General features: G+C 70.3%; 15 protein-coding genes. 7 read left to right on the plus strand and 8 right to left on the minus strand.

Annotated features, from left to right (window positions below; genetic code table 11):
- Positions 1-10 precede the first annotated feature (10 nt).
- From R4P08_RS05175 to R4P08_RS05195, 5 genes are all read left to right on the plus strand, one after another.
- A complete protein-coding gene (locus R4P08_RS05175) occupies positions 11-892 on the plus strand; it encodes an oxygenase MpaB family protein (protein WP_317812681.1) in 882 nt (293 codons plus the stop codon).
- An 86-nt stretch (positions 893-978) separates the two neighbouring features.
- A complete protein-coding gene (locus tag R4P08_RS05180) occupies positions 979-2,043 on the plus strand; it encodes a DUF808 domain-containing protein (protein ID WP_317812682.1) in 1,065 nt (354 codons plus the stop codon).
- A 17-nt stretch (positions 2,044-2,060) separates the two neighbouring features.
- Positions 2,061-2,597 (plus strand): DUF488 domain-containing protein, encoded by a 537-nt coding sequence (locus R4P08_RS05185; protein WP_317812683.1) that lies wholly within the window; start codon positions 2,061-2,063, stop codon positions 2,595-2,597.
- A gap of 10 nt (positions 2,598-2,607) precedes the next feature.
- Positions 2,608-3,120: an FABP family protein gene (locus tag R4P08_RS05190; protein ID WP_317812684.1), complete on the plus strand. Its 513-nt coding sequence runs from the start codon at positions 2,608-2,610 to the stop codon at positions 3,118-3,120.
- A 77-nt stretch (positions 3,121-3,197) separates the two neighbouring features.
- Entirely contained in the window at positions 3,198-3,473 is a 276-nt protein-coding gene (locus R4P08_RS05195; protein ID WP_317812685.1) for a Rho termination factor N-terminal domain-containing protein, read from the plus strand.
- Positions 3,474-3,521: 48 nt separating this feature from the next.
- Here R4P08_RS05195 and R4P08_RS05200 read toward each other — a convergent pair whose 3' ends face one another.
- From R4P08_RS05200 to R4P08_RS05220, 5 genes are all read right to left on the minus strand, one after another.
- Positions 3,522-4,394 (minus strand): ABC transporter permease, encoded by an 873-nt coding sequence (locus tag R4P08_RS05200; protein WP_317812686.1) that lies wholly within the window; start codon positions 4,392-4,394, stop codon positions 3,522-3,524.
- The gene (locus R4P08_RS05205) at positions 4,395-5,582 is read right to left on the minus strand and encodes an ABC transporter substrate-binding protein (RefSeq protein WP_317812687.1); all 1,188 of its coding nucleotides are present in this window, start codon (positions 5,580-5,582) and stop codon (positions 4,395-4,397) included.
- Between the two features lie 10 nt (positions 5,583-5,592).
- Positions 5,593-6,264, minus strand: coding sequence for an ABC transporter ATP-binding protein (locus tag R4P08_RS05210; protein ID WP_411741166.1), 672 nt, complete (start codon positions 6,262-6,264; stop codon positions 5,593-5,595).
- A gap of 74 nt (positions 6,265-6,338) precedes the next feature.
- On the minus strand, positions 6,339-7,457 hold the full coding sequence (locus R4P08_RS05215) for an acyl-CoA dehydrogenase family protein (protein WP_317812689.1): 1,119 nt from the start codon (positions 7,455-7,457) through the stop codon (positions 6,339-6,341).
- Complete coding sequence (locus R4P08_RS05220) at positions 7,454-7,996, minus strand: DUF4242 domain-containing protein (RefSeq protein ID WP_317812690.1); 543 nt, start codon at positions 7,994-7,996, stop codon at positions 7,454-7,456. Before R4P08_RS05220 ends, R4P08_RS05215 begins: the two co-directional genes overlap by 4 nt.
- A 160-nt stretch (positions 7,997-8,156) precedes the next feature.
- Here R4P08_RS05220 and R4P08_RS05225 point away from each other — a divergent pair, with 160 nt between their 5' ends.
- Entirely contained in the window at positions 8,157-8,843 is a 687-nt protein-coding gene (locus tag R4P08_RS05225) for a phosphate signaling complex PhoU family protein (protein ID WP_317812691.1), read from the plus strand.
- Positions 8,844-9,008: 165 nt separating this feature from the next.
- Here the strand turns inward: R4P08_RS05225 and ilvD are convergent, their stop codons facing one another.
- Positions 9,009-10,748 (minus strand): dihydroxy-acid dehydratase, encoded by a 1,740-nt coding sequence (gene ilvD / locus R4P08_RS05230; RefSeq protein ID WP_317812692.1) that lies wholly within the window; start codon positions 10,746-10,748, stop codon positions 9,009-9,011.
- Between the two features lie 10 nt (positions 10,749-10,758).
- Positions 10,759-11,166, minus strand: a complete 408-nt coding sequence (locus R4P08_RS05235; protein ID WP_317812693.1) for a hypothetical protein — start codon at positions 11,164-11,166, stop codon at positions 10,759-10,761.
- A 7-nt stretch (positions 11,167-11,173) separates the two neighbouring features.
- Here R4P08_RS05235 and R4P08_RS05240 point away from each other — a divergent pair, with 7 nt between their 5' ends.
- Entirely contained in the window at positions 11,174-11,368 is a 195-nt protein-coding gene (locus tag R4P08_RS05240; RefSeq protein WP_317812694.1) for a hypothetical protein, read from the plus strand.
- A gap of 20 nt (positions 11,369-11,388) precedes the next feature.
- Here R4P08_RS05240 and R4P08_RS05245 read toward each other — a convergent pair whose 3' ends face one another.
- On the minus strand, positions 11,389-12,453 hold the full coding sequence (locus R4P08_RS05245; RefSeq protein ID WP_317812695.1) for a glycosyltransferase: 1,065 nt from the start codon (positions 12,451-12,453) through the stop codon (positions 11,389-11,391).
- Positions 12,454-12,587 lie beyond the last annotated feature (134 nt).

The following is a 12,587-nucleotide window of genomic DNA, read 5'->3' on the forward strand; positions in this document are numbered from 1 at the left end:
GTGTCCGCCGATGACCCAGGTGTTGACGACGACCGCGTCCCGCGCGCTGACCGGCGCCCGGCGCCGAGCGGGTCTCCTCGTGCGATCCCGGATCGCGGGTGACGACGCCGCCGAGCGCCACCAGCAGATCTGGCACTCGCCAGGGCAGCGCTGGAACGCCCCCGACAGCGCGATCTGCGTGGTCCACGGCGACGCATCGATGTTCGCCGCCGGTCTGACCGCCCTGCTCCTGCAGTCCCTGCACCCGCTGGCCATGGCCGGCGTGGCCGACCACAGCGACTACCGCAGCGACCCGTGGGGCCGGCTGCAGCGGACCTCGCAGTTCATCGCCACCACCACGTTCGGGACCGTCGCCGACGCCTCCGAACTCATCCGCGCCATCAACGGGGTGCACCGCACCGTCGTGGGTCACGACCACCGCGGTCGGCCGTATGACGCCCGCGACCCGCACCTGCTGCGGTGGGTGCACGTCGCCGAGATCTGGAGCTTCCTGGAGTGCCACCGCCTCTACGGGCGCACGACGTTGTCACCGGAGCGGCGGGACGAGTACGTACGGCAGGCGTCACGGACCGGCCTCATGCTGGGAGCGAAGGACGTGCCGGTGACCGTGGCCGAACTCCGCGAGGCCCTCGAGGCGTACCGACCCGAACTGGAGGCCTCCCCGGCCGCGCTCGACGCCCGCCGCTTCCTACTGGGCGGACCGCCGCTCGAATGGACCGACAAACCCGCGTACTCCCTGCTCCGCGAAGGCGCCGTGGCGGCGCTACCAGCCTGGGCGCGGCACACACTGGAGCTTCCCGACGGGCCCCTGGGCTCACGGTTGCTCGCCGAGCACCTGGGGCGGACCGGGGTGGCGACCCTGCGGTGGGTCCTCGACGCGGTCGAGGGCTGAGCGACGCTACGCTGTTAGAAATCCGACCCGACACGGGTAGGTCATCCCCACGCGGGCCCCTCCCGCCTTCCCCCGATGAGGTGCACATGGCCGGTGGTCTCGCCGCCCTGCTCGACGACGTCGCCGTTCTCGCCCGGATGGCCGCTGCCAGCACGGACGACATCGCGGCCGCCGCGGGTCGGGCCAGCGTCAAGGCCGCCGGCGTGGTGGTCGACGACACCGCAGTGACACCCCAGTACGTCCGGGACGCCGACCCGTCGCGGGAACTGCCCATCATCCGCAAGATCGCCATGGGGTCGTTGGGCAACAAAGCCGTCATCATCGTCGCCGCGTTGCTGCTCAGTCAGTTCCTGCCGTGGATCCTCACCCCGATCCTCATGTGCGGCGGCCTCTACCTCTGTTACGAGGGCGCGGAGAAGGTGTGGGAGCGGGTCTCCGGCCACCACGAGGAGGCAGCCCCCGTCGTGGAGAAGGGCCCGGACGCGGAGAAGCGGATGGTCCGCGGCGCGGTGACCACCGACTTCATCCTCAGTGCCGAGATCATGGTGATCGCGCTAAACGAGGTGGCCGACGAGCCGTTCTGGTCGCGGGCGGCGATCCTCGTGGTGGTGGGGTTGCTCATCACCGCGCTCGTCTACGGCGTGGTCGCGGTGATCGTCAAGATGGACGACGTCGGTCTGCACCTGGCCGGGAAGGACTCCCCCCGCGCCCAGCGCTTCGGCCTCGGCATGGTCAAAGCCATGCCTACCGTGCTCGAGGTCATCTCGTTCGTCGGCATGCTCGCGATGCTGTGGGTCGGCGGACACATCCTGCTGGTGGGACTGGACGAACTCGGCGTGACCGCCCCGTACCACCTGGTGCACCTTCTGGAGGAGCCCGCCGCGGCGGTGGCCGGCGTCGGAACCGTGCTCGGCTGGCTGGTCAACACCGGGTGCTCGCTGATCTTCGGGCTCACCGTGGGCGCCGTCGTGGTGGCCATCGCCCACGTGATCCCGCGCGGTCACGGCAAGCGGGGATCGGACACGGCGGGGTTGGACGGGGCGGGGTCGGACGGGGCGGGTTCCGGAGCTCCGACCGCCGGCGCCACCGGCACCGGGACCGGGACCGGGACCGCGGATGCTGCCGGCTCCGGGCGCCGCCCGGAGCACTGAGCGAACTGAGGGAACCGATGCTGCTCACCGTGGGGCACGGGCGGCTCGAGCGGGACGAGCTCGGCACGCTGCTCACGTCCGCCGGGGTCGAACTCCTGGTGGACATCCGTCGCTTCCCCGGCAGCCGCGCCAACTCCGCCGCGGCCAGGGGCGCCGTCCCCGACCTCACTCGCGAGGTGGGGATCGACTACCGCTGGGAGGAGCAGCTCGGCGGCCGCCGCTCCCTGTCCGCGGACGAACGACGTGACTCTCCCGACACGTGGTGGCGGGTCGAGGCGTTCCGCGCCTACAGCGCATGGACCCGCACTCCGGAGTTCCAGTCCGCGCTGGACAGGGTCGTCGAGGACGCGCGTGTCCGTCGAACCGCGGTGATGTGTTCGGAATCCGTGTGGTGGCGCTGCCACCGCCGAGTCGTGGCCGACGTGACCGTGGCCGTCCACGGGCTCGCAGTGGGGCACCTCATGCACACCGGGAAGATCACCGAGCACTCCCCGAGCGACGGCCTGCGGATAGGCGACGACGGCCATCCGGTGTGGGACCGGGACGTCGCCTAGTCTCGGGGGCATGGATCTCGACAACCCGGGCCCCGACCGCACGGCTCCCGCACCCGCTCTCGCCCCCGCCCTCTCCCCCGTCGCTGCCCTGATCGGTACCTGGAGGGGCGACGGCGCGGGGTCGTATCCCACCATCGAGGACTTCTCGTACACCGACGAGGTGGTCTTCACCGACGTCGGCAAGCCGTTCCTGCACTACGTCCAGCGGTCGTGGAGCCCGGCCGGGGCCCCCATGCACACCGAGACCGGGTACCTGCGCCTCCCGGCCCCCGGGGTCGCCGAGCTGATCCTGGCCCAGCCGATGGGACAGACCGAACTGGCCGAGGGCACCATCACCGCCGAGGCGGACACGATCGTCCTGGAATTCGAGGCCCGCGTCGCGAGCAGCGCCAGTGCCAAGGACGTCGCCTCCACCAGGCGCCGGTACGAGCTCACCGGAGACAGGTTGACCAGCAGGTTCGCCATGGCGGCTGTCGGGCAACCGATGACCCACCACCTGAGCTCGGAGATGCATCGGGTGTGAGACCGGTGGCCCGGTCGGACGATGACCTCCACCATGGGTCGCACGCCTGCCCACAGACGACACCCGAGGAGGTCACGGTGGCCGAGAGGAAGAGCCAGCAGTCGGCGAACATCAAGGACGAGAAGGTCTACACGGCGCTACGCGAGGACGGGGCCAGCAAGGAGAAGGCCGCCCGGATCGCGAACGCGTCCGCCAAGAAGTCCCGGTCCGAGGTCGGCCACAAGGGCGGTAAAGCCGGTTCGTACGAGGACTGGACCGTCGATGAGCTGAAGGAGCGCGCCCGTGAGATCGGGATCGAGGGACGCTCGTCCATGAACAAGGACGAGCTCATCACGGCGCTGCGCGAGCACTGAACTCGTCGCGAGGCCGGCTCGTCGCGTACTGGCCTCGTACCGGAACCCTCAGCGCGCGGCCCCGCTCCGGAACACCAGCCGGGAGATCGAATCGAGCGCGAAGCCCAGGACGCCGATCACCAGGATCACCGCCATCACCTGGTCGTAAGCGAGCTGGTCGCGGGCGTTGAGGATCTGGTACCCCAGCCCCGAACGGACGCCGAGCATCTCGGCGGGGACGAGCACGATCCACGCGGTCCCCAGCGCGAGACGGATGCCCCCCAGGATGGACGGGCGCACCGCGGGGATGACGACCCGGGTCAGCCGCTCCCACCCGCTGGCGCCCATGGTCCGCGCGACGTCCAGGTATCCGGGGTCCATGGCGTGCACGCCGGCCGAGGTGGAGAGCATGATCGGCCAGATCGCGGCGGCGGCCACCAGGAAGATCACCGGCTCATGACCGATACCGAAGACCGCGATCGCGACGGGCGCCCACGACAGCGGCGAGATCATCCGCAGGAACTGCACGAGCGGCCCTGCGACCGCCTCGGCCCGACGTCGCAGCCCCAGCCAGAGCCCGAGTGGGACACCGAGGAGCGCGGCCACCGCGAGCCCGGCGACCAGCCGGTAGAGGCTCACCGCGGCGTCGTCGAGAAGGACACCGCGATCGAGGAGTTCGCCGAACCCGGACCAGGTCTGGGCGGGCGACATGCCGCCGATCACCGGGTCGTCGGTGACCAGCCCCGACGTGAGGAGGGCCCAGACCGCCAGGCCGAGCAGGAGCCCGACCAGTCCGGCGCCCCATCGGGCGAGCAGACCCGACCCGCCAGCGCGCTGAGCCCGGGGCGACCTGCGACGACTGGCGTCCGGGTGGATCGCGACCACGCCGTCAGTGGTCGTCGAACCCGTCTCCGGGTCGGGGGTCTGGTGGGTGCGCGTCATCTAGATCAGCCGTTCGTGTCGGGTGAGTGATGCTGGCAGGCCGAGGGCGGCCGGGCCACCGTGCCGGGCGATGGCCGCACGGACGAACCGGTCGTCCACGAGGTCGGCATGCACTCCGGAGGGGTCCAGTCCGTCGAGGAAGCGGGTCTCGCCGTCGACGACCGTCTGCCGCATCTGGCGGACCAGTTCGGAGGTGAAGCTGGGGAACGGGTACGGGTGGAAGTCGATCCGCGGTCTGTCGGGTCCGCCCTCGGGGTCCGGGACCGTGCCGGTCATGGCCACCTCGACGGCCTTGGGTGGCTGCGGCAGATAACCCTTCCCGGACAGGATCGCCGCCGCGGCCGAGCGGTCGGCGCGGATACCCAACTGCGCTGCCACGGCGGCGTCGATCAACGCCTGGACCGTGTCGGGCCGCGTGTCGATCAGGTCCTGGTGCACCACGGTGACGCAGCAGGCGTGGTCGCGCCACACCTGATCGAGCAGCATGTGGAGTTTTCCGACGCCCTGGGCCACCGCTCCCGCGTTGAAGGGGTCAGCGACGGTGAACGCCGAGATCGAACCCGTGGCCAGCGCGGGGATCATGTCGGAGGGCCCCATGACCACCAGCTCGACGGTCCGGGCGGATCGGCTCGGAGAGGTCCGGGCGACCGGGGTGAGCCCGTTGGCGCGCAGGACCCGCTGCAGGAGGATGTTGTGGATGGACCACCAGCCGGGGATCGCCACCTGGGTGCCGGCGAGTTGGCCGACCTCCGTGATGTGCGGGGCGACCGTGATCGCGCCGCCCCCGGTGTGGTTCCAGCTCACCACTCTGACGTCCGCCCCGATGACGTGCCGCAGCTGAACCGCCGACGGCATGAGCAGGTGGATGAGGTCCACCTGACGGGTGAGGAACGCCTCCATGAGCGAGGACCAGGAGCGGAACAGCACGGGGCGGCCCACGAGCAGTTTCTGCTGTTCGTAGAGCCCGTCACCGTGCGCCACGAGCAAGGGCGCCGCGTCGGTGATGGGCAGGTACCCGATCCGCAGCTCGTCGGTGACCGCGCCGCGCGTTGCGGTCGCGGCCGTCACCAGGGAACCGAGCGCCGCGGCACCGCCCAGCGCCCCGGCTCCGACGGCGAGGGCGCCTCCGGCGCGCAGGAGCGAACGCCGGTCGAGGCTGAGGCCTGCCGCTCCGGAGTGGTCTGCCATCGCCGGCGGGTCAGGCTGTCCGGTAGGCGGCGAGGATGCTCGCGCGCAGGTCCGGATCGGAGTCGGTGCTGCCGTGCGACGGGTTGACCCACTGGTCCTGGACCCGTCCGGTGGAGCCTAGCAACGCGATACGGGACCCGACGACGAGCGCCTCGTCGACGTCGTGAGTCACCATCACCGTGGTCACGCCGAGGTCGGCGGTCACACCGACGAGCCAGCGCTGCGAATCCGCACGGGTGACGGGATCGAGGGCACTGAACGGCTCGTCGAGCAGCAGGATCTCCGGACGGGTCGCGGCCGCACGGACCACCGCGACCCGCTGCGCCTGGCCGCCGGAGATCTGATCCGGCCGGGAGTCCGCGAGTTCCGCGATACCGAAGTGCTCGAGCAATTCGTCCACGTGGGCGGTGTCGACCCGGCCGCGCAGAGCGCGGAACCTTCCGCCCAGCGCGACGTTCTCGCGCACCGAGAGCCACGGGAAGAGCAGCGGCTTCTGGAAGACGACCCCGTAGGAGTGCCCGTGAGCGCCGGTGCCGGACTTCGACCCGACACGGAGCTCGCCACCGGCCGGCTCCTCCAGTCCCGCGAGGAGCCGCAGGAGCGTGGACTTGCCCACCCCGGACGGGCCGAGCAGGACCAGGGACTCTCCGGCGAGGACCGAGAGTTCGAGGTCGTCGAACAGGGCCCTCCCACCGGGAAGTCTGTAGTGCAGGCCGGTGACGCTGACGGCGACGGGCTGCTCGAGCACGCCGGCGGTCACGCGACGATCCCGAGCCGCTCGAGCTCCCACCGCAGCTGGGACTGCGACGGGGACTGAACGGGGAGGAACGCGGCCTCACGCATACGGCGATTGGCGGGGGCACCGTGCGCGTATCCCATGCCACCGCAGAGGATGGCCTCGAGCCGGGTCGCGGCGGGAGCGATCTCGGCCCCGTCCAGTCGCAGCAGGAGGAGGTCGGCGAGCGCCGCGTCTCCCGGCGACGCGGCGAGACGGTGGAGCTCCGAGTGCATGTGCTCGTGGCGGACCGCCAGGGCGGAGTGCTCGTCGGCGTAGAAGGCGCCCAGTCCCTCGAGGCGGCCCACGGCGTCGGTGACGGAGCGCGCCGCGACACCCGAGCAGAAGGCGGCCTGCAGCAGGAGGAACTGCGGACGCACGCCGGACAGGAAGTCCAGTAGATCCTCACCCAGCACCTGCTCGTCGGGGACGAAGACGCCGTCCAACCCGATCATGGTGGAGGCGGTGGCGTTGAGCGCCAGCAGTTCCGGTGCGTTCCGGATCTCCACGCCGGGCGCCGACGCCTCGAAGGTCAGGACGAGGCTGCGCCCGTCCTCGGTGTTGGCCGCGAGCACGATCGTGCTGTCCGCATAGACGTTGGACGCCCACGCGATGGGGCCGTCGATCCGGAAGCCGCCGTCGACCGGCGTCGCCGTGATCGGGACCTTGCCCAGACCGACCGCCTGTCGCTGTGCGGCGGCCATGCCCGTGACGCCGGGGTTGCTGCCGTCGGCCACGGCTCGGTAGGTGCGCTCGGCCGCATCCGACCGATCTGCTGCGTGCCGGAGGTAGGCGGCGGTCATGCGCTGTGCCCACGCCCCGAAGGCCACGGCCAGACTCTCGGTCGCCACGGCTTCGATGATCGTGGCGGCGACGGCGACCGGAGTGCGGTCGACATCGAAGAGACCGAGACCGGCGAGCGCGGAGATGTCCTGCCGAAGGTCCGCGTCTCCGCGGTCCAGGGCGGACGCCCGAGCGGCGACCGAGTCGATCACCGCGATCAGGTCCGCGGCATCGACGCCGCCGAGGTCTCCGGCGGTGAGCCGGGCCCGCGGGGCTCCGAGGTCAGGGGTGAGAGTGGTGGCCGTGGACGAGCTCATGCCAGCTCGTGCAGACGCGAGATGGGGGTGGAGACGATCTCCCGCGCCCTGACGACGGCGTCCGTGTCCGGGGCGTTGTAGAAGCACAGGCACTTGTCCGTGTCCTCACGGACGTAGGTGCGCAGGAACGACACCTCCGGGATCTCGGCGTACTTGGGGGACTTCTCCTTCTTGCGCGAGAGGTAGGTCTCCATGTCGACCTCGGCGGGGATGTCCCACTCGACCAGGTACCCGGCCTCGGGGCGGGCGGCCTTGATGGTCTCGAGGTCGGTACCCACCAGGCGGACCTGTGCGGGCTCGGTGACGTCGACCGCACCGATCGCGGCCGCGTCCAGGGCGGGGGTCTCGATGGAACAGGCGCCGTCCGGCCCGTCGGGGAGCTCGACGATGGTGAAGAGGCGCGCCGCGCCCTTGGTGACCTGGGTCTCGATGACCTCCGCGCCGGACGCGGTGAGGGAGGCGGCGATGGCGTCGACGAGGTCGGCGGGATCGGCCTGCTGCTCGGGTGACGGGGTGATCTCATACAGGAAGAGGGTCATGGAGGGTCCTTTCCGGGACGTGTCGATGTGCGTACGGTAGGTCAGAACAGACCGGTCTGTCTAATAATTCCCGCCGCCGTCACCCCCTTTCCGGGCACTCACCGGTGAACACTGGGGAAACGGGAGCGCGATGTGCGCGGCGCCTCACTACAGTCGGGTCATGCGCACCGTCTTCCACTCCAAGCTCGACGAATTCTCGGATCAGCTCATCCGGTTCTGCGAGACCAACACCCGACTGCTCGATCGCGCCACCGTCGCGCTGCTCGACGGAGACGAGGTCGCCGCCACCGAGGTGATCGACGGCGCGGCCGAGCTCGAGGAGCTGCGCGAGGTCAGCGAGCAGCACGCGTTCGATCTCCTGCTGCTCCAGTCCCCGGTCGCCCGCGATCTCCGCCAGGTGGTCTCGGGGATCTACATCGTCGAGCACTTCACCCGGATGGCCGCACTGGCCGGACACATCGCCAGGGTCGCTCGCCGCCGCCACCCGGAGCCCGTCGTCCCGGAGCCCGTCATCCCGGTGATCCGCGAACTCGCCCGGCGGGACGCGGCGATGGCCACGCGTCTGCACGAGTTGCTCACCACCAAGGACGTCGAGCTGGCGTTATCCCTCGATTCGGAGGATGACGCGGTCGACGCTCTCCATGCCGGCCTGATGAGGGAGATCTCCGCGGTGGACTGGCCCCACGGATCCGTCGCCGCGGTGGACCTGGCTCTGCTGGCCCGCTACTACGAACGATTCGCCGACCACACCGTCAGCATCGCCAACCGCGTGATCTACCTCGCCACCGGCGCGAAGCCCGAGGGTGGCTCGCTGTCCCACATGGACGACGGCACCGTCGTCGACTGATCCTGTCCCGCCGTGATCGACGACGGCACGGTTCTCGACCGACACCGTGCCGTCGTCGATCACGGCGGTCGGGTCCCATGAGACAGCCGGGCCCCTCGCTGAGTACGCGAGGAGCCCGGCTGTTCTGGTTTCACCCGACCCTGGGGCGCTGAGCCCCTCAGGCCGTCACCGGCAGATCGCGCCGCCCGAGGCGGACTGCACGAGCTTGGCGTACTTGGCCAGGACTCCGCGGGTGTAGCGGGCCGGGAGCGGCTCCCACTCGGCACGCCGGGAGTCCAGTTCCGCCTCGTCGACCAGGAGATCCAGGGTCCCGGTGGAGACGTCCAGCCGGATGCGGTCACCGTCGCGGACGACGGCGATGGGGCCACCGTCCACCGCCTCGGGGGCGATGTGGCCGACACATAGGCCGGTGGTGCCGCCGGAGAACCGCCCGTCGGTCATCAGGAGAACGTCCTTGCCCAGGCCCGCGCCCTTGATGGCACCGGTGATCGCGAGCATCTCCCGCATCCCCGGGCCACCCTTGGGACCCTCGTAGCGGATCACCACGACGTCGCCCGCGGTGATCGTGCCGTCCTCCAGCGCGTCCATCGCGGAGCGCTCCCGCTCGAAGACGCGTGCGGTGCCCTCGAAGACGTCGGAGTCGAAGCCGGCGGACTTGACCACGGCGCCCTCCGGTGCCAGCGATCCGTGCAGGATCGTGATGCCGCCGGTCGGGTGGATCGGCTCGCTCATCGCCCGCAGCACCAGCCCGTCCGGGTCCGGCGGGTTGATGTCGGCGAGGTTCTCCGCGACGGTCCGGCCGGTGACGGTGAGGCAGTCCCCGTGCAGCAGTCCCGCGTCGAGCAGGGCCCTCATGACCACGGGCACCCCACCGATCCGGTCGACGTCCGTCATCACGTGCGCGCCGAACGGCTTGACGTCCGCCAGGTGCGGCACCTTGGCGCCGATCCGGGCGAAGTCGTCCAGGCTCAGGTCGACCTCGGCCTCGCTGGCGATGGCCAGCAGGTGCAGCACCGCGTTGGTCGAGCCACCGAAGGCCATGACCACGGCGATCGCGTTCTCGAACGCCTCCTTGGTCATGATGTCGCGTGCGGTGATCCCGCGGCGCAGCAGCTCGACCACGGCCTCGCCGCTCGCCTTGGCGTAGTCGTCGCGCCGACGGTCCGGAGCCGGCGGGGACGCGCTACCGGGGAGCGACATCCCCAGTGCCTCCGCGGCGCTGGCCATCGTGTTGGCGGTGTACATGCCCCCGCACGCGCCCTCGCCGGGGCAGATGGCCCGCTCGATCGTGTCGACGTCCTCACGACTCATGAGCCCGCGGGAGCACGCGCCGACCGCTTCGAACGCGTCGATGATGGTGACCTGCTTCTCCGTGCCGTCGGAGAGCTTGGCAAAGCCCGGCAGGGTGGATCCGGCGTAGAGGAACACGCTGGCCAGGTCGAGGCGTGCCGCGGCCATGAGCATGCCCGGGAGCGACTTGTCACAGCCGGCGAGCAGGACCGAGCCGTCCAGACGCTCGGCGCTCATCACCGTCTCGACGCTGTCGGCGATCACCTCGCGGGACACCAGCGAGAAGTGCATCCCCTCGTGGCCCATGGAGATGCCGTCGGAGACGGAGATGGTGCCGAACTCCATCGGGAAACCGCCGCCGGAGTGGACGCCCTCCTTGACCACCTTGGCCAGACGGTCGAGCGACAGGTTGCAGGGGGTGATCTCGTTCCACGACGAGGCCACGCCGATCTGGGGCTTGACCCAGTCGTCGTCGCCCATCCCCACCGCACGCAGCATCCCGCGCGCAGCCGTCTTCTCCAGGCCGTCGGTCACGTCGCGGCTACGGGGCTTGATGTCGACCCCCTCGACTGAGGTGGGGCCGGCAGGGTCAGTGGATCCGGTGCGTTCGGTCATGCCTACCAGCCTAGGCGACGACGTGGGCCGGGCGTCCTGACCCCAGGGTCCACTGGGCCGCGCCCACGACGGCGTCCGAGACGGCAGTGGCCGCGAACACCGCGACGGCGGCACGGCGCGGCCTCTGCGCGCGAGCTGCCACACACATCGCCACCCATCCGGCGTTGACCAGCGCGGCCCGCCTCAGGGCCCGTTCCGACGGAACGTGCTCCTGCGCCCCGGTTCCCAGGAGCACGCTGGTCGCGGCCAGTGCACAGACGATCGGCCATTTCGACCCCACTTCGGACTCGACCACCGCGCCGACCGGAGTGCGGATCGCCGGGGCGACTCCCGCGACGGCGCAACCGATGCCGTCCGCGCCCAGAATCCACCGAGCCGCCGCCTGCGGTTTCCAAACCAGCTCCCTGTGCGCGCCCACGCGGGCGATGTTGCTCTCCGGCTGCGACAACCACCAGGCCGGGATGGGCGTGATGCAGCCCACCCGCGCAAGGTCGCCCAACTCGAGGGGGCAGTGGCAGGCCTACGCCGAGTACGTCGGCTACATCGAGTCGGACGGCACGTCGGCCGCCGCGGCACTGGGGATCGACCGGTTCTACGAGTTCCGGCTCGGCGAGGACTGACTGGCAGGCGGGCTGGCCGTCTATCGCTCCAGTCGTCTCCGCAGCAGTGTCGCGCTTCGGTGGCGGACCACTCGAGCCGCGACGTCCAGGCGCCGCCGCCATAGCGGATACGCGCCGTCACGTCGTCTCATGAGTTGCTTCCACCTCCGCTCCCCCACTATCTCCGGCAGGAGTTCCTCCGCGAGGGCGGCCGACCCCGTGCCGACAGTTCTCCCTTGTTCGGATCCGGAATCGAATGCGACGAATGCATTGCGGATCGCGTAGTCAGCGACGGCACGTCGGTACTCACTACGCCACCTGTCGATCTCGGGCAGGCGCGGAGCATCGTGGTCGAGGAAGTGTTCGAACACCCGAGCACGCGACCGCAGGTCCTCGAGGAGTTGGCCCGTGCTCTCCTCGTAGTGCATGTTCGAACCATGGATTCGGTATAACGCCTGGTCCGGACCGTCGACTCGACCCACCCCGCCGAGCGTCGCGCAGCGCAGCCACAGCAGCATGTCGGCTCCCGACGGGAAGTCGGTGTCGAACCACCCCGCGGCCTCGAGGACGGATCGACGCACCAGGACCTCCGGGCTGAGGATGACGTTGCGCCCCATCCGCATGAAGCGGTCCAGCCATTCCGGTCCGTTCCAGACGACCCAGCGGGTCCGGCCGATCTTCGGCTCGGGTGGCGAATCCTCGAACGGTCTGCAGTATCCGTAGGTGAAAGCGACGTCCGGGTGTGCTTGCAGGAGGGCGACGGACCGGGTGATCGAGCCCGGTGTGAGCAGGTCGTCCGCGTCGAGAACGGTGACGAATTCGCTGGTGGCCGCTGCCAACGCCTCGTTGTAGTTCTCCAGGTACGGCTTGTTGTAGGGCTGGGTGGTCACGCGGATACGGGAGTCTGCCGCGGCGCGCCGCCGGGCGAGGTCGAGGCTGCCGTCCGTCGAGCAGTTGTCCGCCACGATGACCTCCAGGTCGACATCGGGCTGCGCCAGGGCGCTGTTGATCGCCGCATCGAGATACCGCGCGTAGTTGAAGCACGGAATGACTATCGAGACCCGGGATCGGGAGCGAACCGGGGCCGGAGGCGGATGGTCAACCATCGGGGGCTCCTTTCAGGGCCGGGCTGCGGAGCGGTCGACCCACGGACGCTCCTCCGGGATAGTGCCCCGTGGGGTGGTGGGATTCGGATCGGCGTCTGGTCAGGCGCAGTGATCAACGAGTCGTGATTGATCGT

Origin of the sequence: Rhodococcus sp. IEGM 1408, assembly GCF_033142235.1 — a bacterium.
GTDB lineage: Bacteria > Actinomycetota > Actinomycetes > Mycobacteriales > Mycobacteriaceae > Dietzia.

Bases quoted from the DNA above. Each gene is read 5' to 3' on its own strand.
- R4P08_RS05240 (WP_317812694.1), top strand. From the start codon at position 11,174: ATGTTGCTCTCCGGCTGCGACAACCACCAGGCCGGGATGGGCGTGATG.
- R4P08_RS05175 (WP_317812681.1), top strand. From the start codon at position 11: ATGACCCAGGTGTTGACGACGACCGCGTCCCGCGCGCTGACCGGCGCC.
- R4P08_RS05180 (WP_317812682.1), top strand. From the start codon at position 979: ATGGCCGGTGGTCTCGCCGCCCTGCTCGACGACGTCGCCGTTCTCGCC.
- R4P08_RS05200 (WP_317812686.1), bottom strand. From the start codon at position 4,394: ATGACGCGCACCCACCAGACCCCCGACCCGGAGACGGGTTCGACGACC.
- R4P08_RS05225 (WP_317812691.1), top strand. From the start codon at position 8,157: ATGCGCACCGTCTTCCACTCCAAGCTCGACGAATTCTCGGATCAGCTC.
- R4P08_RS05205 (WP_317812687.1), bottom strand. From the start codon at position 5,582: ATGGCAGACCACTCCGGAGCGGCAGGCCTCAGCCTCGACCGGCGTTCG.
- R4P08_RS05185 (WP_317812683.1), top strand. From the start codon at position 2,061: ATGCTGCTCACCGTGGGGCACGGGCGGCTCGAGCGGGACGAGCTCGGC.
- ilvD (WP_317812692.1), bottom strand. From the start codon at position 10,748: ATGACCGAACGCACCGGATCCACTGACCCTGCCGGCCCCACCTCAGTC.
- R4P08_RS05215 (WP_317812689.1), bottom strand. From the start codon at position 7,457: ATGAGCTCGTCCACGGCCACCACTCTCACCCCTGACCTCGGAGCCCCG.
- R4P08_RS05245 (WP_317812695.1), bottom strand. From the start codon at position 12,453: ATGGTTGACCATCCGCCTCCGGCCCCGGTTCGCTCCCGATCCCGGGTC.
- R4P08_RS05220 (WP_317812690.1), bottom strand. From the start codon at position 7,996: ATGACCCTCTTCCTGTATGAGATCACCCCGTCACCCGAGCAGCAGGCC.
- R4P08_RS05190 (WP_317812684.1), top strand. From the start codon at position 2,608: ATGGATCTCGACAACCCGGGCCCCGACCGCACGGCTCCCGCACCCGCT.